Origin of the sequence: Salinimicrobium profundisediminis (genome assembly GCF_026241755.1) — a bacterium.
In the GTDB taxonomy this organism is placed as follows: domain Bacteria; phylum Bacteroidota; class Bacteroidia; order Flavobacteriales; family Flavobacteriaceae; genus Salinimicrobium; species Salinimicrobium profundisediminis.
Map to the genome: position 1 here is coordinate 60,347 of NZ_JAPJDA010000006.1, position 21,247 is coordinate 81,593.

Annotated in this window: 20 protein-coding genes; 12 read left to right on the top strand and 8 right to left on the bottom strand. The window is 35.1% G+C overall.

What is annotated here, in order from left to right:
- Positions 1-31 precede the first annotated feature (31 nt).
- From OQ279_RS04865 to OQ279_RS04895, 7 genes are all read right to left on the bottom strand, one after another.
- Entirely contained in the window at positions 32-1,312 is a 1,281-nt protein-coding gene (locus OQ279_RS04865; RefSeq protein ID WP_306419742.1) for an MBOAT family O-acyltransferase, read from the bottom strand.
- A gap of 169 nt (positions 1,313-1,481) precedes the next feature.
- A complete protein-coding gene (locus OQ279_RS04870) occupies positions 1,482-2,903 on the bottom strand; it encodes a glycosyltransferase family protein (protein WP_266068710.1) in 1,422 nt (473 codons plus the stop codon).
- A gap of 172 nt (positions 2,904-3,075) precedes the next feature.
- Positions 3,076-3,876, bottom strand: coding sequence for a formyltransferase family protein (locus tag OQ279_RS04875; protein WP_266068711.1), 801 nt, complete (start codon positions 3,874-3,876; stop codon positions 3,076-3,078).
- Positions 3,848-4,822 (bottom strand): polysaccharide deacetylase family protein, encoded by a 975-nt coding sequence (locus tag OQ279_RS04880; protein WP_266068712.1) that lies wholly within the window; start codon positions 4,820-4,822, stop codon positions 3,848-3,850. Before OQ279_RS04880 ends, OQ279_RS04875 begins: the two co-directional genes overlap by 29 nt.
- Positions 4,823-4,871: 49 nt before the next feature.
- Positions 4,872-6,146 (bottom strand): ArnT family glycosyltransferase, encoded by a 1,275-nt coding sequence (locus tag OQ279_RS04885; protein ID WP_266068713.1) that lies wholly within the window; start codon positions 6,144-6,146, stop codon positions 4,872-4,874.
- A gap of 9 nt (positions 6,147-6,155) precedes the next feature.
- A complete protein-coding gene (locus OQ279_RS04890; RefSeq protein WP_266068714.1) occupies positions 6,156-6,881 on the bottom strand; it encodes a class I SAM-dependent methyltransferase in 726 nt (241 codons plus the stop codon).
- The gene (locus tag OQ279_RS04895; RefSeq protein ID WP_266068715.1) at positions 6,881-7,594 is read right to left on the bottom strand and encodes a glycosyltransferase family 2 protein; all 714 of its coding nucleotides are present in this window, start codon (positions 7,592-7,594) and stop codon (positions 6,881-6,883) included. The genes OQ279_RS04890 and OQ279_RS04895 overlap by 1 nt, the downstream gene beginning before the upstream one ends.
- A 196-nt stretch (positions 7,595-7,790) precedes the next feature.
- On the opposite strand from OQ279_RS04895, the gene OQ279_RS04900 reads away from it, so the two are divergent.
- From OQ279_RS04900 to OQ279_RS04935, 8 genes are all read left to right on the top strand, one after another.
- Positions 7,791-8,612: a polysaccharide pyruvyl transferase family protein gene (locus OQ279_RS04900; protein ID WP_266068716.1), complete on the top strand. Its 822-nt coding sequence runs from the start codon at positions 7,791-7,793 to the stop codon at positions 8,610-8,612.
- A gap of 300 nt (positions 8,613-8,912) precedes the next feature.
- Positions 8,913-9,779, top strand: coding sequence for an ABC transporter permease (locus tag OQ279_RS04905; protein WP_266068717.1), 867 nt, complete (start codon positions 8,913-8,915; stop codon positions 9,777-9,779).
- A 206-nt stretch (positions 9,780-9,985) separates the two neighbouring features.
- Entirely contained in the window at positions 9,986-11,263 is a 1,278-nt protein-coding gene (locus OQ279_RS04910; RefSeq protein WP_266068718.1) for an ABC transporter ATP-binding protein, read from the top strand.
- Complete coding sequence (locus OQ279_RS04915) at positions 11,253-12,050, top strand: FkbM family methyltransferase (protein WP_266068719.1); 798 nt, start codon at positions 11,253-11,255, stop codon at positions 12,048-12,050. The genes OQ279_RS04910 and OQ279_RS04915 overlap by 11 nt, the downstream gene beginning before the upstream one ends.
- Positions 12,051-12,071: 21 nt before the next feature.
- A complete protein-coding gene (locus OQ279_RS04920) occupies positions 12,072-12,860 on the top strand; it encodes a glycosyltransferase family 2 protein (protein ID WP_266068720.1) in 789 nt (262 codons plus the stop codon).
- A gap of 229 nt (positions 12,861-13,089) precedes the next feature.
- A complete protein-coding gene (locus tag OQ279_RS04925; protein WP_266068721.1) occupies positions 13,090-13,932 on the top strand; it encodes a glycosyltransferase family 2 protein in 843 nt (280 codons plus the stop codon).
- Positions 13,933-13,959: 27 nt separating this feature from the next.
- Positions 13,960-14,838, top strand: coding sequence for a glycosyltransferase (locus tag OQ279_RS04930; RefSeq protein WP_266068722.1), 879 nt, complete (start codon positions 13,960-13,962; stop codon positions 14,836-14,838).
- The gene (locus OQ279_RS04935; protein ID WP_266068723.1) at positions 14,835-15,752 is read left to right on the top strand and encodes a glycosyltransferase family 2 protein; all 918 of its coding nucleotides are present in this window, start codon (positions 14,835-14,837) and stop codon (positions 15,750-15,752) included. Before OQ279_RS04930 ends, OQ279_RS04935 begins: the two co-directional genes overlap by 4 nt.
- On the opposite strand, the gene wecB is transcribed toward OQ279_RS04935, so the two are convergent.
- On the bottom strand, positions 15,735-16,811 hold the full coding sequence (gene wecB, locus OQ279_RS04940) for a non-hydrolyzing UDP-N-acetylglucosamine 2-epimerase (protein WP_266068724.1): 1,077 nt from the start codon (positions 16,809-16,811) through the stop codon (positions 15,735-15,737). The genes OQ279_RS04935 and wecB overlap by 18 nt on opposite strands.
- A gap of 135 nt (positions 16,812-16,946) precedes the next feature.
- On the opposite strand from wecB, the gene OQ279_RS04945 reads away from it, so the two are divergent.
- The 4 genes from OQ279_RS04945 to OQ279_RS04960 are packed head-to-tail and all read left to right on the top strand — an operon-like array spanning position 16,947 to position 21,247.
- Complete coding sequence (locus OQ279_RS04945; protein WP_266068725.1) at positions 16,947-18,218, top strand: glycosyltransferase family protein; 1,272 nt, start codon at positions 16,947-16,949, stop codon at positions 18,216-18,218.
- The gene (locus OQ279_RS04950) at positions 18,205-18,939 is read left to right on the top strand and encodes a sulfotransferase family 2 domain-containing protein (RefSeq protein WP_266068727.1); all 735 of its coding nucleotides are present in this window, start codon (positions 18,205-18,207) and stop codon (positions 18,937-18,939) included. Before OQ279_RS04945 ends, OQ279_RS04950 begins: the two co-directional genes overlap by 14 nt.
- Positions 18,936-20,081, top strand: coding sequence for a glycosyltransferase (locus tag OQ279_RS04955; RefSeq protein ID WP_266068728.1), 1,146 nt, complete (start codon positions 18,936-18,938; stop codon positions 20,079-20,081). Before OQ279_RS04950 ends, OQ279_RS04955 begins: the two co-directional genes overlap by 4 nt.
- Positions 20,078-21,247, top strand: a complete 1,170-nt coding sequence (locus OQ279_RS04960; RefSeq protein WP_266068729.1) for a hypothetical protein — start codon at positions 20,078-20,080, stop codon at positions 21,245-21,247. The genes OQ279_RS04955 and OQ279_RS04960 overlap by 4 nt, the downstream gene beginning before the upstream one ends.

Here is a 21,247-nt window from a genome sequence, read left to right on the forward strand (position 1 = left end):
ATTTTTAATATGTATAGGAGAAATTTTTTCATCAGAACTGGAAGTAAATAAATTCCTGATAGTCAGAATATACTCCTAAGGTTAGTAACATAAATACTACAACAGTTATTTTCAACCATTTTAGTTTACCGGTGAAAGGATGTTCAGCCATTCTGTGAAACCATTCGAACCCTATGAATATTAAAAGAAGTAGCACTAATTCAACGCTGAATCTTTCTATCGGAAGATATTCAATATCAAATTTTAAGGACATGAATATTCTTTTGATATACTCAAATGCGGCAGAAACACTTTCCGATCTAAAGAATATCCAGGCGAAAGTTACGAGAGAAAAGGTTCCCAAGATCTTCAGAAGCTCCCTGAAGGAGGGAAAAATCGAGTTGCTGTGTTTTGGGTTTAAATATTTCCTATTCGTTTTCGTAATTAATAGAGGAATGAAAAGAGCTGCATGAATTCCGCCCCAAATTAAAAAAGTCCAGTTTGCTCCATGCCAGAAACCGCTTAAAAGAAAAACTATCAGGATATTTCTGATGCGGTACCATTCTCCCACTCGTGAGCCTCCCAATGGGATATATATGTAGTCCCGGAACCAGGTAGATAAAGAAATATGCCATCTTCTCCAGAATTCGCCTATGTTCCTGGAGAAATATGGGTAATTGAAATTGCGCATCAGGTCATATCCAAATAATTTCGCGACACCTATGGCTATATCTGTGTATCCGGAAAAATCGGCATAGATCTGGAACGAGAAATAAAAAGCGCCCAATAGTAGAGTGGCCGAATTTAAATTCTCATAATTCCTGAAAATAGAATCGGCATAGATCGCGCAGTTATCGGCAATAACTATCTTTTTGAACAGCCCCCACAAAATCAGGTTTAGCCCAAAAATTATCTGACTGGGAATAAATCTTTTTTTCCTCCTGAATTGAGGTAGGAGATTGGCCGCCCTCTCAATGGGGCCGGCGACTAACTGAGGAAAGAAGGAGACAAAAGCAGCGAAATTTATAAAGTTTTTGGTCGCCTTTATTTTTCCTCTATAAATGTCGATAATATAACTTAATGTCTGAAAGGTATAGAAAGAAATTCCTACCGGAAGGATGATATTAAGGCTTGAGATATTGAAATTTACACCCAAACCTCCCCATGCTTCTGTCCAGCTTTCCAGAAAGAAATTAAAATATTTAAAAAAGGCCAGGATGCCTATGTTCACACAGAGACTAAGAACCAGAAGTGATCTCCGGACGCTCTTTTCTTTTTGGTTTTCAAGAGCTAAACCTATTAAATAATCAACAAGGGTACTTAGAGCTAACAATCCAAGAAATCTATAGTCCCACCACCCATAGAAAAAATAGCTGGAAATTAGAATAATTATGTTCTGGATTTTCTTAGACCCTTTGAAAGACCAGTAAAGGATAAAGACCAGAGGGAGAAAGACCAGGAAAGCAAGGGAATTGAAGAGCACAGTTAGGGGGCTGATTAAACTATTTTAAAACTATTTTTTTAATCTTCTCCCAAATCCTCTGCGAAGCCTCTTGAGGGGGATGTATATTTATTTTTTTGAACCATTTCCTGGTTTCCTCAAAATCTTCCGGTTTGGCCGAAAGTGCAAATTCTAATTTTTCAGGAATCTCATCTTTGGAATTCAGCCAGAAAACGGCCTTTTTAGAAGGCATAGACCTGAAGTGGACAAAATTGTAAACCTTCTGCGGTGTCCAGGATTTATCTGTTCTATTTTTTACTTTGTAGTTTAAATATAGACAAGGTTTATCAAAAATTCCATAATCGAAAACCATGGAAGAAGCAAGATTCACCACAGCCTCTGTATGAATTATGGTATTGATCTGCAATGCAAGATCATTTATAGTTGGTAAAATAGAATTCCAATTATCTCCCACTTTTTTCCAAAGCGGATTGACAGGAATAATTATATCCTGGTGTTTTTCCAGTACAGCATCATATCGATTCGAAAAATCCACCGGACATCTCCTGAAAACAATTCCCAAACTCCTGCCTTCGTTGTTGAGTTGTCTTACACTTTCAGCAATGTCGTCCAGATATTGAGGATCATCCGGGCAGGTAGTATTATCGTCTCCGCTGAAACAAATATATCTTTTCGAAAGATCCAAACCGTGTTCCTCAAAAAAATCCTGCCGGCTTTGTCTCAAACTCATATCAGAATGCGGTTCGAATTGAGGGCTACCCGTAATTAAAATCTGTTGCGGTTTGATATGGGAATAATACTTCAGTAGCTCTTCCGCCATATAAGCGCTCCAAACAAAATAATGATCTGTATCAACTACCATAGTCGCCTTGGGTAGGTTGTCCCAGGAAAATATAAAAGTAGCAGTAGGTATTTCCAAATCCCGGGCGGCAGTAAGCGGAGCAATAGCATTTACTGGGCGTTGATTTGTACAGAAAACCAGGTCTGGCTTTTCCTCTTCCAGGACTGCTTTGCAGTGTTCATAGAATCTTCCCTTTCTCTCTGAAGCTTGCATCTTACTTCGGAGCTCCTGCAAGCCCTTCTCACTACTGTGACTATGAATCAAATACTTTATAATACTATTCTTGATCTGGGCTTTTATACCTTTTTGTGAAGCCGGAAATTTATAGGTCTGGTATACAGGATCTTTAAATGTTCTGGTAAAATGGTCAAGCTCTGCTTCTATTTTCGCTCTTTTGAGGAGATCAGTTTTTGCCTTTGCCCTTCCTTCCAGCTTAATTTCTTTATAGCTTAAACAGGAAAGATCAAAAGGAGTATGATTCCAGAAGATCACCTCCCAATCCATTTTTTCTCCTATGTCTACAAAAGAGGTGAAGGCAAAATTCCGTAAGCCCACTCCATCAGGAAGCAGAATAAGAATTTTCTTTTTAGCGGTCAAGGCGGCAGATTTGGTTGGATTCAAATATAGGGATTTTTGGGAATGGGGAATTGGTGAATGGTTAATTGTAGATGGGTTATTTGGTAATTTTTAATTGTAAATTGAAAACAGCCATGAATTCACGAATATCTTTGTTATAGCCCGCTAATTGACAGGTTCCATTTTGGAATTTAGTGCTTAATCTGTGAAATCCACTTTAATTTGTGTAATTCTTGACAATGGGCTTAGCCTCATCCCTTCTTCTCTTATCCGCCAAATAATCCTCCATTAAACCTCCGTCAAAACTCATGTAGATCTCCTTTAACACCTCCGGACTAAGATCCTTATTCCTGCAAAGCTTTCCGGAGTTTTCTTGTTTTTTTGGAGTGATGTTTCTGGCATTATATTTCTTTAGGATTTTAGGAAGGATTTTGCCAGCCTTTAAAATTGTTTTGTTTCCTATATCGTGAAGATTATCGCCCTGTTCGATATTGGGACGAAACTGATGCAAAATATCCCCCCTATCCACGGCAGTAGTTGCCAGGTGAATCGTACCGCCCACGCATTCGGGTTCTTTATAAAAATAAGGAAATAGGTTGGTGGCAGAACCCCGGTAATAAGGAGAAATTCCAAGATGTAGATTAATAATGCGACCGGGATATTTTTCCAGGAGCTGTTTCTTTATAATTGAGGTGCCAAAAAGGACAATAAATTGAGGTTCTATTTTTTCTATGGCTGTACCAACCTGTGCCGAATTTATCTCTCCGTAGCTTACCTCTATTACTGTGGAAGTTGATGGGAATTTTCGGAAATCATTAAAATATTGTTCTTCTGAAGTTTCCCTGGCTTCAAAATGTTCTTTGATGAACAAAGCCTCCTCTTCGCCGTAAGAACAGGTTTCGGTAATTCCAGAAGATTTCTTTTCAGTGATTATAAGGGGCAGGTCCAGTTGCACTGCCAGAGAATGGGCAATATATTTATGCCGCAGGTTATCGCTTGTGAGTAAGACTATTTTCATAAGTATGCCATTGTCTAAAAGCCGTTTTTTCAAAAGGATTTTTATTTTCAAAAAGGTCATTTTTTCCTCCGGGCAGGTCGTTGCAATCGTATCTGGCTAAAAGTAAACTGTCTTCTTCCAGGGAAGCATTAGCTGCCCTTTCCATACTAAAGCCCAACTCGAATCCTGCCTCTTTTACCATTTTTTGAATTCCTACACAGGAATCCCGGGAGCCATAGGGATAACTAAGGGAAATGGCCTTTTTGCCAAATCGCTTCAAAAAGAAATCCTGCGTCTTGTGCATTTCATTTTTTACTTCAGAAGCCTTAAGCCGTCCCAGGGGCAAATGCCGGTGTGAATGAGACCCTAAAGCCCTTTTTTTATGTAATTCCTGAAGCATTTCTTCTGTGAAGTACAGTTCTTTTGCAATTTTCTCTTCCTCAAAGACCTCAGCAAACAAAGGTTCCACAAAATTCTTTTGCTCCTCGTGGCTGAGTTTAAAATTGAGCAGGTATTTCAACAGCGCGTTCTCTTTACTGTCGTAATTGTAATGTTTTAAGGCAGCTTTTTCTTCTATTTCTGAAAGTGGATTTACCTCCAATTCCTGCAGCAGCTCTAGGGGGGGTATCTGTGACCGCAGTAAATGGATCTTATGTACCAAAGAAACTTTGTTGTCACTGAAGTTGAAGGTATTGATAAAAAACACATGCGGAATCCCCATCTCCTCCAGCACAGGCTGTGCCAGGTCATATTGTTCTTTTAAACCATCATCAAAAGTGATGAGAAAAAAGTTTTTATCAAATGCCCTTTTTGGATGGTAAAGTAAATCTTCCTGCGAAATAAAATTTCCAAATCTGGAAAGCTGCTCCAATTGGCTACGGAATTGTTGCGGAGTTAGCCCAAATATGCTCGGATAGGGGGCGGAGAAATCTTCCCGTATATAATGATAATTGGCAACTATGAGCATAAAATTTTACTGAAATCAAAAATAGACATTTCTGGTTGATGCTGAAAATTCAGCCTTTGTTTAAGCTTCTTCTCTTGGTCATCTCTCTAATTGCAAAGATCATAAATAATAATTCCAGACCTGCCTGGGGAGATCTAAATCTAAAACCGGAATACGTGATGATGGTAATACCAATAGTAGATATAATTAGCGCAAGTACAAGGGATCGAACCAATTTGTTTTTAGAGAATGCCAGGAGATAGACCATAGCTATTAGAGCAAATAGTTGAAAAACCCACCTGCCGGTTTCCAATATCCCCGGTTTCGCAGTCTCCGGAAATGGATTAAAAGCACTTAAAAGTTTTCTGCTTACTGTGGGAAGTATTAATTCAGGATTAGAACATATAAAGGCTAAAGTGGCTTCTTTATATAAACGCATTTTTGAAATTTCATCATATTCTCTCATTCTGTCATAGTCAATATATTTCAATACCAATGTTTCATCTGCCAAATCCCCTTGTGTGTTGGTGTGCTCATTTTTAACCTTTTTATTCCAGCCTTTTGCCATAACCGCTCCTGATGAAGTTGTGAGGATTAGACTATTTGAGTCCAGGACTATAAAATTTCTGGCAATCCAAATAGAAATAACGGCAGCACATATTATAGAGGAAAAAAGAAAAATTTTGAAATAAAGTTCTTTGTATAAAAAAAGAATGAACCAAACCGAAAAAGGTAAAAATATATAATAAGGATGAGCCAGAACAAGAATACCTCCTACCAGGGCCTGCGGTAAAAATCCAGATCTATTTTTTACGAATCTCACCAAAAGATAAAGCCAAAGGGTGATAAAAAACAGAGTAATAGGTTCTGATAAGAAAACCCGCGAGTAAAGCTGCCAGGCCGGACTTATGGCATATAAAAAAACACCCACTATTGCTATAATTTCCTGAACCTTTAGAGTCTTTAAAATTTGATAAAAGTAGTACATCCCCAATAGGTGTAGGAGGAATTTAAATGCAATCAAGTATGTAAGATTATACCCGAATATTATAAATATACCAGCTATCAGTAATGGCCAAACTGGAGGCCTGAATGCAGTACTTTCTGTGAAATCATATTTTTCGGAATCTATTCTATTAGCCTTGAAATGTGAAATAATTTGTTCTCTGGACGCATCGAAATGGCCGTATTTCCCGGTTTTTGCAATACTCAGTCCAAGATGAATATAATCCCAGGCATCTCCTTCCGCTTGATGTTTATTATCTAAAGCAACGAGTCCGTTGTACACGAATACAAAAAGAAAAGTTAATCCAAAACCTATTTTTAGAGATGTTAATATTTTCACTTCATAATTTTATTTTCTTCCAACTACTATGGAGGAGAGCCCAACCCTGTTTTTTACTATTTTGTCCAGCATTTTCCAGGCAGGCACAAGTTTTTCATATAATTTCATTTGGCTGGAGGGGATGCTTTTATTTTTTAATATGCTGCCACTGAAATACCATCCTACGATTCCCATAACATTGAAATACTGTTTGTGTAAAATTTCAAAGTTATTTTCAAGGAATAACTCTGATAGGTTTTCCAATGTATACCTTCTGTAATGACCCAATTCTTTATCAAACTTATTATATAATTTCTGGTAAGAAGGCACAAGAATAATTAAATGACCATTCTTGTTCAGTAGTTTTTTACAATTCCCAATCGCGAGATGGTCATTTTCAATATGTTCAATCACATTGAGGGAAAAAACGGTATCAAATTTTCCCAGATACTCCTTATACACGTAGTCAAACTCCGGATGAACCAGATCCACCTGATCTATCCCTAACAAATTAATTTTTGAATTGAATTGGACCTCAAGCAACTCACAATATTCTTTCCGTAGATCAGTGAGCATTATTTCTCGCTCAGTCTGTAGGAAAAAATTAGAAATGTTTCCCAATCCACTTCCTATTTCCAGGATTTTTCCTTTGGTAAAAGGGAGAATGGTTTGAAACATCCAATTGTTAAACCCGTTAGCCTCACTAATGATTTGTAAGGTATCTTTACCTGTTTTATCTGTAATAGACTCTTCCATCACCGAAATATGTTATATCGAAATACACAATAAATCGCCTTCATCCCATCTTTCCAGTTAATCTTTTTGCCTTCTTCATAGGTGCGACCATAATATGAGATTCCGACTTCATAGATCCTGATTTTTGGTATTCTGCATATCTTTGCAGTCACTTCAGGTTCAAAACCAAATCTTTTTTCTTTCAACACTAAACTTTTAAGAATATCTGATTTGAAAAGTTTGTAACAAGTTTCCATGTCAGTAAGGTTGAGATTGGTGAAAGCATTATTAAGGTTTGTAAGGAATTTATTTCCTATAGTATGCCAGAAGAATAAGACCCTGTGAGCATTTCCGCCCATAAATCTGGAGCCGTAGACGACATCTGCTCTTCCGGTCATAATTGGCTTCAATAAATGATTATATTCATTTGGATCATATTCTAGATCTGCATCCTGTATGACTATGAGGTCTCCCGTAGCTAATTCAATAGCTTTGTGTAAAGCTGCCCCTTTCCCCTGGTTGGATTCCTGATGGTGCAAGGTTACAGGAAGATCGGGATTGGACCTCGTAAAATTTTCAATCAGGTTTTTTGTGTTATCTGTAGAGGCGTCATTTACGACAACTACTTCTTTTTCTAAAGGGTAATGGAGTTCAAGATCTGCGAGTACTTCTAAAAGTGAGATGATACTTTCCTCTTCATTATATGCTGCAATAAGAATAGATAATTTCTTCAAGTGAATACCTGTTTAAGAAGCAAATATATCTTTTTAGCTCAGAATGTAACTTCCTTGGGACGGTAAAGTCGTTCAAAAGAACTATCCCATTCTAATTTTAATTATGTTTTCTGCGAGATTCTTCTCAATAGTCCCTTTATTCTTCTATTTTCGTATTCATTCTTGATATTAAAAAGGTACCACGACTTTAAGGGACATGGCAAAAAAAGAAGAAGCAATACCACTTTTCTATTGGAGTGAAATTAAATTTTCTTTTAAACAAAAAGAAAATTATGGTGATCTACTTTCAAAATACCTGGTTGAAAAACTTTCGGGGCGGTCTGTAAAATGGGTCCATCCTAAAAAACAGCCGTGGTATAGATTTAACAGGAAAAATTTCCTGGCGGTTGGAAGTATTCTTCATCATGCTACAAAAAATAGTGTGGTATGGGGGAGTGGGATCATAGATAGGAAGCAAATGATCCCACCTGCTAATTTTCTGGCAGTACGCGGTCCACAAACCAGGAAGGCTGTTCTCAAAGCCGGTTATGGATGCCCTGCGATATACGGAGATCCTGCACTTTTACTGCCAAGATTCTTCCAGCCTGAGGTGGAGAAGAAATATGAACTGGGAATTATTCCACATTATCATGATTTTAAACAGGTGGAGCAGGAGTACCGGGACTCTCCCGGAGTCCTTGTGATAGATTTGATGACCATGGATGTGGAAGAAGTAACCTGGCAAATTCTTCAGTGTGAAAAAACCATATCTTCCTCCCTTCATGGCTTAATTGTTTCACATGCCTATAAAATACCTTCTGTTTGGGTGGAATTTTCGAACAAGTTGTTTGGAGATGGTGTAAAATTTCAGGATTATTTTGAATCAGTGGGGTTAATTGTTTATCAGCCGTTATTTTTTCAGGAAAAGAGGGATTGGCAGGAGCTTGAGCAAATTATAGAACAATATCCAGCCTTGCCTGGAAGGGACACAATTGACGGCTTATGTAATACCTTAATAGCCAGTTGTCCATTTATATAATGAAATCCTTACTGTTCTAATATAATTATTCTTTGAAAGAGGTAAAAATATCTCCCGCTGGAGGGAGCTCAAAGATAACATTTATAAGAGCCTGATGTTTTTAAACAAATAAAGAAATTTAAAATTTTAGAAATATAGCAAGATTTATATTGAGAAGCTATCTTTTCAATTGCTGAAATTATAAGCTCATAAAAGAACAAGATAAATGCAGACATTTGCAATACCTTTATCTCATTATTTCAGGTAGTAGTTGATATTTTGGGCTTTACTGGACAATAAATTTTTGATTCCAATATTAGAATGTTGAAGAAAAGAAATAACAACGATTGGATTTATGAAATATCCCCTAAACGAAAGTTGATCGAATTTAATTTTAGGGAGATCTGGCAATACCGGGATTTGCTTGTTTTGTTCGTGAAACGGGATATCGTTACGGTTTATAAACAGACTATTTTGGGGCCTTTATGGTATTTTATTCAACCTCTTTTTACCGCTGTAATCTTTACCCTGATTTTTAATAACATTGCTGACATTCCTACTGGGAATGTACCTCCATTTTTGTTTAATCTGGCGGGAATTACTGCCTGGAATTACTTTAATGAGAGTTTTACTAAGACGTCCAATACTTTCACCGCTAATGCCGGAATTTTTGGGAAAGTTTATTTTCCACGTGTAATTATGCCCTTAAAAACAGTTATAGCCGGACTTTTCAAATTTGGAATTCAGTTGATGATCTTAATTGTCTTTTACTTTTATTTCTTGATTAGGGGCTTTGAATTAAGTCCTAACGCTAATCTTTTATTATTTCCTGTTTATGTTTTAATGATGGCATTACTAGGCCTCGGTGCGGGAATGATCATTTCAGCTCTTACCACGAAATACCGGGATCTAACCGTTATGGTGGGTTTTGCCACCTCATTATTGATGTATATCTCAGCGGTACCTTATCCGTTGAGTGAAGTTTCACATAAAGTACCGTCTCTGGCCTGGGTGGTACAATATAATCCTTTAGCCCAAATTATAGAAGGATTTAGATATATGGTCTTAGATTTGGGGGTATTTAGTTGGAGTGGGTTTTTTTATACACTTGGTGTTTCGGTTGTTCTTTTCCTTTTAGGACTGGTTGTCTTTAATCGTACCGAAAAGAATTTTATTGATACAGTATAATTTGTTGATATTCAATTGTCTGTTGTATTAGATTTGGAATAAATTGATGAATAATTCATAATCTGAAATTCAGAGGGAATTGTGTTCTTGTCTGAAATAATTTTCCGACTTGGAATTGGAATAAAGGGAAACCCTGAAAAATTTCTTATTTTCCCCCGGGAAATAAATAACCATAAGTAATTTTCTTTTAAACTTACCTATTAAAGATGAGTGCCATCCTTAAAGCCGAAAACATTTCGAAACAATACCGCCTCGGAAAGGTGGGGACGGGGACTTTAGGCGATGATATAAAACGATGGTGGTATGGTTTAAGAGGTAAAGAAGATCCTTTTTTGAAAGTGGGCGGCGTAAACGATCGAAAGGCCAAAGCAACCGAAGATTACATTTGGGCGCTTCGGGATATTAATTTTGAAGTAAAACAAGGGGAAGTACTGGGGATTATTGGTAAGAACGGTGCAGGAAAATCTACTTTGCTCAAACTACTTTCCCGGGTAACCGCCCCAACTACGGGCAGTATTAAAGCAAAGGGTAGAATTGCTTCTTTACTGGAAATAGGAACCGGTTTTCATCCCGAACTTACAGGTAGGGAAAATATTTTTATGAATGGTGCAGTTTTGGGAATGACAAAAACTGAAATTAAAGCTAAGCTCGATGAGATCATAGCTTTTTCAGGCTGTGAAATGTACATCGATACCCCAGTAAAGCGCTATAGCAGTGGAATGACAGTGCGGCTGGGTTTTGCCGTGGCCGCACATCTGGAACCGGAAATTCTGGTGGTAGATGAGGTGCTTGCTGTGGGGGACGCAGAATTTCAGAAAAAGGCTATTGGCAAGATGCAAGATCTTTCTACAGGGGAAGGGAGAACAGTTTTATTTGTAAGCCATAATATGGCGAGCATAAAAACTCTTTGTCAAAGAGGTCTTGTTCTTGACAAAGGAATGATAGATTTTTCTGGAGAAGCAATAGAGAGTGTGGATCATTATTTGTTAAATACGAAAGCTATTCCAAAAAGAGAAAATACTATAAGCGAGGATCATAGAAGACAGAAAACTTCAAAAGAATTTCAAATTGTGAAAGTTCGATCTTTAAATGAAAATCTTCAACAGGATATTCCTATTATATTTCATATTCTCATAAAGAAAAATTCATCCCTTGCTGTACCCATTAGTATTACTGGTACTATTGTAAACCAAAGCGGTTTCGGGATTGGGTCGTTTTTTTCAGATTCAATAGTTGTAAACAATGAGGAACAATGGGTAGATTTAAAGATTCCAAATCATAATTTATCTCCCGGAGAATATTATTTGAACTTTTCAGTAGCTAATGGCAGTTTGAAAGAGTCGAATTTTATCATTTTTGATCAGGCATTTGAATCTATTGGCTTTGATGTTCTACAAGAGAAAAATTCAGGGATTTTTATTAGGTGGAATAAGGGATGGGGTGATATCCACTTTGATTCTAAATTAGGTAAGTATGAGATTTAAAGAGTTGATTATTAAATTAAATAAATTTCTTAGGAGGAAAATTTATCCCAATCCATCCAGGGATGATATATTACAGTTGATATCCATTTTGAAGCCTTTAAAGACTGATAAAAAATTAATCCGTCTTGGAGGAGAAAGTGATGGAGGATATCTGGTTCCAGATGACCTTAAAGGAATAAAGGCTTGTTTTTCACCCGGCGTAGGTAACCTAAGCGATTTTGAGCTGGACTGTGCGGAAGTTGGCATGAAAATATTTATGGCTGATGCCTCTGTATATGGTCCGGCAATTCAAGACAGTAGATTCCATTTTACCAAAAAATTCCTTGGAAATAAAACCAGGGGAAAATATGTTACATTGGATAAATGGGTCAAAGATTCAAAAATGGCAAATTCCGATGATCTTTTACTCCAAATGGACATTGAAGGGCATGAATTTGTAGTACTAAACTCAACTTCAGAAAAGGTCCTCGAAAAATTTAGAATAATTGTAATTGAATTTCACGGTCTCCATTTTTTATCAGATCCAATATACTACTATGAAGCCACAAAAGCTTTTAAGAAGCTGCTTAAAAATCATTTCTGCGTACATATTCATCCCAATAACTGCTGTGGAATAAGAACTGTCCACGAGGTTGAGGTACCTGTAGTAGCTGAATTTACCTTTATAAGAAAAAATAGAATCAAAACGTTTGGGAAAGTGGAGAGTTTCCCTCACCCTCTGGACAGGGATAATGTCACGAACTCCAGTCTGGTTCTTCCGGAAGTATGGTATAGTGGGAATGAATAATTTTTTTATCCAAGTGAAAAAATGAGAAATCCATGTCTTCTTAGCATTATCACAGTTAATCTCAATAATCTGGAAGGTTTAAAAAGAACTATGCAGAGTGTTTTCGAACAAACCTGGCAGGAATTTGAATATATTGTTATTGATGGAGGTTCTAATGATGGCAGTAAAAAGTATCTTGAAGAAAATTCAGCAAAGATAGATTACTGGACAAGTGAACCAGATAACGGAATCTATAGTGGGATGAATAAGGGTATTCAAGTTGCGAAGGGTGAGTATTTGTTGTTTTTAAATAGTGGGGATCATTTTCATAGTAAGAAAATTCTTTTTGAAATTAAAGATGAGGTTATTTTTTTTGATGTAATATACTTTAATATAGAGACTAGGAAAGACCAAGTTGCAAATCAAATAACTTACCCGTCAGATTTAAGATTTTCATTTTTTATAAATGCCACTATTTGTCATCAAGCAATCTTACTTAAAAGGAAAATGTTTAAAGTAGTGGGGCCGTTTGATGAAAACTTGAGAATTACTTCAGATTGGAAGTTTTTAATTCTTGCTTTATTTAAATATAATTGTTCCTATCGAAAAATTAATCGTACACTTTCGGTATTTTACCTGGATGGAATAAGTTCAAAGGAAAAAAATTATAAGAAAATATTACAAGAAAGGAAATCTGTTTTGGCGACTCATTTTGATCCATTTCTTTCAGATTATAAAGAACTAAAACATAAAGAAGAAACTTTGAGTAGTCTGAGAAAATCCAGAAAAATTAAGCTTTTGGTAAAGCTAGGTTTATTGAATAGGTTTTGAATTATTTGATCAAAAACTAGTGGTACCTAATCCTCCATTAACATTTAAAAATTTAGAATATCTTTTATAGTCAATAATTTTCCAACTATTTCAGAAATATTAATAGTTAATCAGTTTACTCAGCCATTGCTTTAATTCCGGTAGCATACTGGAATAGTAACTTCGGCAAATAAGAATTATATTTAAGCTTTTAAAGAATTAGAAAGCATTTCTTTATGGAAAATTTGAAATGGAGTATCCAATAGTTTCTATTATAGTTCCCTGCTTTAATCATGCTCGATATTTAGATGAGGCATTGGCCTCAGTGAGACAACAAACATTTTCTAACTGGGAATGTATTATTGTAAATGATGGCAGTCCAGATAATACTGAGGAGATTGCCCAAAGTTGGGTTGCAAAAGATGGAAGGTTCAGGTACTTGTATCAATTAAATAAAGGAGTGAGCAGTGCACGGAATTTCGGAATTTTCCATTCAAATGGTGATTTCATTTTGCCATTAGATGCAGATGATAAAATTTCAAAAGAGTATATCAGGTTAGCTATGGATGCTTTTCGGCAGGAACCTGATTTAACTTTAGTTTATTCTGAAGCTGAAACTTTTGGAACTATAGAGGAAAAATGGAAGCTACAACCTTTTTCTTTGAACAATTTAGCTAGATTCAATATGATCTTTTGTTCAGCAGTGTTTAAGAAACAGGACTGGTGTAAAATAGGGGGATACGATGAAAATATGGCTATAGGGCTGGAGGACTGGGATTTTTGGATTTCCCTCTTGAAAAATGGAGGTAAAGTAAAGAAATTAAAAGAAGTTTGTTTTTTTTATAGAATCAAAAAGGTTTCAAGGAATACTCAAATAAGCCAAAATAAACAAAAAAAAATGTTTCAATATCTGAGCGTTAAACATGCTCATTTCTATGTTGAACAGTTAGGTTCTTTTCAAAAACTAATAGAGACTGTGGACAGGATAAAGTATGAGAATAAAATAAAATTAAAGAGTGAAAAATTTGTGATTAATCTTTTTTTCAGAACATTTTTTGGCTTTTCTATTTTTAAGGACAAATGGAGAAATTAACATTCGTAATTATTCAGAATAATAAAAATGAAAGTAATGGTTTCGATATGCATTCCAACATATAATGGAGAGCAGTTTATAAAAGAAACCTTAAATAGTATAAAATCTCAATCTTATACTAATTTTGAGGTGGTTGTGAGCGATGATAATTCGACCGACAACACTCTTGAGGTAGTTAGAAAGTTTGCGGAAGAAGTTGATTTCCCTATTTATATTTTCCATCATAGGCCAAAAGGAATTGGAGCAAATTGGAATAATAGTATAAGAAGAGCCAATGGTAAGTATATTAAATTTCTTTTTCAAGATGACCTTTTAGAACCAAATTGTCTGAATGAAATGGTAAGTATTTTTGGATTTAATAATGAAATAGGTTTAGTAGTTTCTAAAAGGAAGTTTTTGGTTGAGAAATCGATGAAAACTGAAAGGACGAATAAATGGATTGAGAGACACGCGGATCTCCAGGCACATCTACATTTACCTTCTAGAAGAATAAATATTTTAAATAGAAATTTTTTTAGCTCCCCACAGTTCTATACTTCACCTTTTAATAAAATAGGTGAACCAAGTGTAGTTATGTTTCCAAAATCTGTATTTGAAGAAGTTGGTGAATTTGATGAAAGATTAGAACAAATACTAGATTATGAATATTGGTATCGTATTTTGAAAAAACACGAAATTGCTATAATTGATGAGTCCCTAGTGAAGTTTAGGATACATGACCAACAGGCCACCAATGTAAATAGAAATCGACAAATTTTGGATTACTTATTATATCCCAAAATCTTATATCAGAATTATTTTTGGCTTCTTCATCCTAAGGTTCAAAAGCAGCTATGGTTAACTTTCCATCCGGTGCCAAGAGTAATAAGGAAATTGAAGCAAATTTTTAATAGATATCCTTTGTGAAAGTTTATGTTGTCATAGTTACTTTTAATGCCAAAAGATGGATCAATAAATGTTTTGGAAGTTTACAGTCAAGTCTTATTCCATTAAATGTTATAGTTATAGATAATGGTTCAACAGATGGCACCCAATCGTTTATAAAAAGAAATTTTTCTGAAGTTGATTTTATTCAATCTTCCTCTAATTTAGGATTTGGTGCAGCAAATAACATTGGAATTCAAAAGGCTTATAAAGAGCATGGAGATTATATTTTTTTACTAAATCAAGATGCCTGGGTGGAAAACAACACTATTGAAAAGTTGATTGCAATTGCTAGAAGTAATAAAGAGTATGGAGTTTTGAGCCCTATGCACTACAACGGGACAGGAAGTGCTTTGGATTATAATTTTTCAACCTTTATAGGAGCCGATAGATGTAAAGGTCTAACTTCGGACTTGGCAGTTCGAAAACCCTTGAAAGAAATTTATGCTGTCAATTTTGTGAATGCAGCAGCTTGGCTTTTAACCAGGAACTGTCTCGAAACAGTTGGAGGTTTCAATCCCTCTTTCTACCATTACTCGGAAGATCTAAATTATGCTGATAGGGTAAGATTTCATCAACTAAAAATTGGAATTGTGCCTTCAGTCAAAATTTTTCATGATAGGCAAAGCAGAAAATCTAATAGGTTCTTAAAAAACCCTGAAGTTAACTTTGAACGAATAGTAATACGAGAACTATCCAGACCCGAGATCAAGAAGACTTTAAGCTATTTTTATTTGATTAGCTTTATAAAATTCACAATTTCCCTCTTTAGGTTTGAAAAAAAAGGGATTCAGATAGCTTTAAGAGAAGTACAGACATTATTAAGACTAAAATATTTTAAAACGGCAAAAAATAGAACACTAAGTATGAATAGAGGTTTAACTTTTTTGAAGTAAAATCTCTATAATTCTTCTTCCCGTTTTCCCATCCCAATATTTCGGAATACTTCCTTGTTTCGTGATCCCATTAATGAGATTTTTCAAGGCAGGAGCAATGTTTGCAGGATTTGCACCTATTAATTCATTGGTGCCCTGCTCAATAGTCTCTGGTCTTTCAGTATTGTTTCTTAGAGTAAGGCATGGTACTCCCAGCACGGTAGTTTCTTCTGTAATACCTCCTGAATCGGTAAGTACTGCTTTCGCATGTTGTACAAGATAATTGAATTCCAAGTAACCTAATGCATCTATAAGATGTAGCCTTTGTGTTGGCACTTTCAGAGTTGACAAAACTTTTTTTGTTCTGGGGTGAATGGGAAAAATTACAGGAAGCTCATTGGAATTTTGAATGATCTCATTTAGGATTTGTGCTAGTTTCTTTAATTCATCTACATTAGCCGGACGATGCAAGGTTAGTACCAGATAGCTCTTTTCTCCCAAATTTAACTTATCCCAAAAATCGGGTTTCTTAAATTTTGGCTTAAATCTTAACAAGGTATCTATCATGGTGTTCCCCACAAAGAACAACTGTTCTTGCTTTTTTCCGATTTGTAAGAGGAACTCCTTTGCTCTCTGGGTTGTGGTGAAGAAGTAATCAGTTATACTGTCAATTATAATACGGTTCACTTCTTCGGGCATGCTCCAGTCTCCAGAACGTATTCCTGCCTCAACATGAGCTACTTTAACCTGCATTTTTTTGGCAGTGATGGCGCAGGCCATGCTGGAGGTAACATCTCCAACTACAAGACACAGGTCAGGTTTTTCTTCCCGAAGTGCTTTTTCATAAGCAAGCATTATAGCTGCTGTCTGTTCCGCCTGACTGCCGCTTCCAATGCCAAAATTGATATCTGGCTCAGGTAATTCCAGATCTTTAAAAAGACTTCCACTTAAGGCATCATCATAATGCTGCCCAGTGTGGATTAAGCGATATTTAATGGATCTTTCTGAATCAATAGCATGAATAATTGCGGCTATTTTTACAAAGTTGGGTCTTGTCCCTGCAATAAGGTCTATCTTCATTCCTGCAAAAATGTTTGAGCGAATTTAAGGAATTGCTTCGTCATCTCACTTGACGTTAATTATTGATTGAGTTTTTAGAAGCCTAGTTGTAAATTCTGGTCAGAAGTAATAGCTTTATCCGAAAATCAGGAAAAATTGAAAAAGACTTTGGTCAAGAAAATACTCGTGGTTGCTGAATCTATTGATGTAGAAGACAGTAGTGGAACAAAAGGCCGGGTTGCATTAATTAAAAATCTTTCCAGAGCAGGGTTTCATGTAGTGGTTTATCATTACACTCGTCAGGAAATTCAATTGCCTGGTATCAGATGTGTAGCTTTAAATGAAGATAGGAAGAGTATACTTTTCTTTCTTAGCCGTCTGGAACGTCATTTGCGAAAAAAAATTGGAATAAATTTAAATCCTTATATAGAAAGATGGCTGGGATTTTCTTTAACTTTTTTGAACGATAGGAATAGTATTACGGGGGGGTTAAGGAAAATAAAAGATATTGACCCAGATATGGTGCTAACCTTAAGTAAAGGAGCTAGTTTTAGACCACATTATGCAATGTTAAATTTTCAGCAGTGGCATGACAAGTGGATGGCCTATATTCACGATCCATATCCTTTTGCATCATACCCCAGACCTTACGATTATGTTGAACCGGGTCATCAGCAAAAAAGAAAGTTTTTTTTAAAAATTGCCAGTAAAGCGAAGTATGCTTGCTATCCCAGCACATTGCTGGCAGAATGGATGGAGAGCTATTATCTGCCGTTGAAAGGAAAGCGAATAATAATTCCACATCAAATTGTTGAAGAAAAAATCAATACTACAGAATTACCCAAATTTTTCCTACAAGAGGCTTTTACTATTGTTCATGCGGGTGCTTTGATGGGTGCCAGGAATCCCATGGGGTTGATCGAAGCCTTTAAGAGGTTTGTGAAAGAAGTGCCGGAGGCGGCAGCAAACAGTCAACTTCTTTTTTTAGGTCCAGAATCAAGATATACTGAAGAATTTGCGAAAATTAAAAAAGGAGTACCCCAATTCTATAGCAGTGATGGAAATTTGCCTTTTGAGCAGGTCCAGACCTTACAAAATAGGGCAGCGGTAAATGTAATTCTTGAAGCCAAAGGGCCGATTAGTCCTTTTCTCCCAGGAAAATTCCCCCATTGTATTCAGGCTAGAAAACCTATCTTGCTCTTAGGTCCTTACTATAGTGAATCCAGGAGGTTACTGGGAAATGATTATCCTTGGTGGAGTGAGATTGATGATGAGGAACGAATTAAACTTAATATTTCTAAACTTTATAAAAGTTGGTTGCAAAATAAATCCTCGTTATCAGAAGGTTATGGTGAATTACTTAATTATCTTTCTGTAATGCATTTGAAAAGAGTAATTAAAAAAATTGGCAACTATGATTTCACATAAGCACGGATGCATTTTTATTCATATTCCAAAAACTGGGGGTATGAGCATTGAAAATGCTTTTATGAAATCTTTGAATTTAAGATTTTATAATGGTCAGTGTCCACCTCTAATGCTCACTTATAATAAAAATCCAAAAATTGGACCTTTATCTTTAGCTCATCTTTCCAGTTATGAATACGTGCAGCACTCCTATTTATCTCAAAAGTTATACAAAGACTATTTTAAATTTGCTATTGTCCGGAATCCGTACGAAAGAATCGTGTCTATTTACCGGCATTTTAACTACGATCGGATAATTTCTTTTACCTCATTTATAAAATATGTTTTTCCAAAACTTCATAGAGAAAAACATTATTTTGTTAAGCCTCAGGTTGAATATCTTTTTGGAAAAGATAATGAGTGTTTAATAGATTATATTGGCAGATTTGAAAATCTTCAAGAGGATTTCAAAAGGATTAGTGAAAAATTACCATTTCCATTATCGGAATTAGAGCACATCAATAGTTCAGTGGGAGGTTTCAATATTTATAGTCGCTGGAATATTAGATTTATTTTCAATTACATTATAAAAGAACCGTCTTCTATTTTCCATTTAAATATAAATAATAAGATATCCAATTTACCTTTAGGTCATTTTACTCCAAAAACACTAGAATTTGTAAATGAATATTATAAGGATGATTTCACTGAACTAGGTTATAAGAGACTTCAGGAATTATGAAAATTTTGATGCTTTCAATTTTTTCACCTCATTTTTTTAATTGGTCTGAACAGTTAAAGGATTCGGGTCACGAAATATTTTGGTTGGATATTTTTGATTCTAAAACTAAAGTAGAACAGATAAATTTTGTAAAGCAAATAACTGGATGGCGTTATAGATGGAATTATCCCGGCAGATATTTTTTTAAAAAAAACACACCTGTTTTAGATAAAGTCATCAATGTTTTTAATGAAAGAAAATTAGTAGATGTTTTTAATAATACGCTGAAAGAAGTTAAACCGGATATAGTTCATTCTTTTGTTATGTCTCTTGCAGTTACTCCTATTTATAAAATTTTAAAAGCTGAGCCTAACATAAAATGGACATATTCCTCCTGGGGGAGTGATTTGTATTTTTATGAAAATAAAGGGATGCAGGGAATGAAAATTAAAAAAGTTTTACCTCGTATTGATTTTATGTTTGCTGACTGTAAAAGAGATTACGAAATTGCGAAGCGAAATGGGTTCAGAGGAGAATTTCTTGGTGTTTTTCCAGGAGGTGGGGGGTATGACTTTGAGAAATTCAGAAACCTCATAACCTCGCAAAATGAAAGAAAAGTTATATTAATAAAAGGGTATCAGGGAAAACATGGTCGTTGCATAGAAGTACTAAAAGCTTTAAATGAAATAAAAGGCTCACTAGGTGATAATAAAATTATTGTTTTTGGAGCCGATCCCGAAATTCTGAATTTTGTTTCTCAAACAGAATTATGGTTTGAAAGAAGGCTTGAAATTTTTGAAAGAATTTCTCATTCTCAGGTTATGGGATTGATGGGTAAATCTCTTATATATATTGGGAATAGTATTTCAGATGGAATGCCTAATACACTTTTGGAAGCAATTGTCATGGAGGCCTTTCCAATCCAATCTAATCCCGGCGGTGCATCTTCTGAAATAATTGTAAACGGAAAAAATGGATTTTTAATTGAAAACGCTTATGACAGTACCGGAATTGCGGATTTAATTATAAAAACTTTAAAAAGTCCTCGACTAGTTCAACTGGGAGTTGAGTATAACAATAAACATATCAAACCAAAATTGGAAAGGCAGTATATAAAAAATCAGGTATTAGAAAAGTATCGTTTTATAGAAGAAAATTTATGATTGTTATTCATCAACCGGTTATTAAAGAAGATATTCAATTTGTAAATATTTCCTCCAAAATCAACGTTAATGGTAAGGAAAGAGTTTTGTGGTACAAATTGTCAGGAAAGTTTCAAAAATATTTGGTTGTTGAGCAAGCAGATGCCTTTCTGGTGGGGATATTATTTCTTGCTTTAAAAAAAGGTTATGATATAAAAATTAATGCAGCAATTTCCCATAAACTTTACTATAACATATCTCATTACTTAATTAATGCTCTTTGTCTGGCTAATCCACAATTTAAAAAAATTAAGATCTATGCTACTCAGTTGAGTGATGTAGACCTGAATATTGGTAACATAGCGGGAACTGGTCTTTCGTGTGGCGTGGATTCCTTTGCAACCTACTACGATCATTTAGATGAAATAGAACCCTTTAAAATAGAATACTTCACCTTTTTCAATTCAGGTTCTCACGGAGATCTTGGAGGAGAACATGCCTGGAAGGTTTATAACGATAGACTGCACCAAGTTTCTTCTTTTGCTCATAAAGTTGAGAAAGACGTCATTACTGTAGATTCCAATATTAGTGAAATTTTGCAGATGAATTTTTTACAAACAAACTCATTGAGAAATATTTCTTGTATTCTCCATCTTCAAAAATTGTTTAAAAACTATTATTTGGCATCCAAGAACCGGTTTGATATTTTCAATTTGAATGCAAAAGATAACCAGGATTATGATACATTAATACTAGGATTACTTTCCACGGAGTCATTAACTTTTCATTCTGCGGTTTCTCAATTAAAGAGAACTGAAAGAACGAATTTCATTTCTACATTTCCTGATACTTATTCTCATTTAGATGTTTGTACAAATCCAAATGAAAGGAACAATAAAATTAATTGTTCTAAATGTGATAAGTGTTTAAGAACTCAACTAACTCTAGATTTATATGATAAACTTGAATTGTACCATGATGTTTTTCACCTTGAAGAGTTTTATAAAAGGAAGAATCAATTTATTGGAAAGATTTTAAATTTTCCAAATGATCCTTTTAACATTGATATTTATGAGGTTTTAAAAGAAAAAAAACTTTATAATAGAATCTATTGGAGTTATAAAATAAAATATAAAATGAGATCAAAAACGTTGGGGATTAAGAAATTACTCAAGAAAAAATTATAA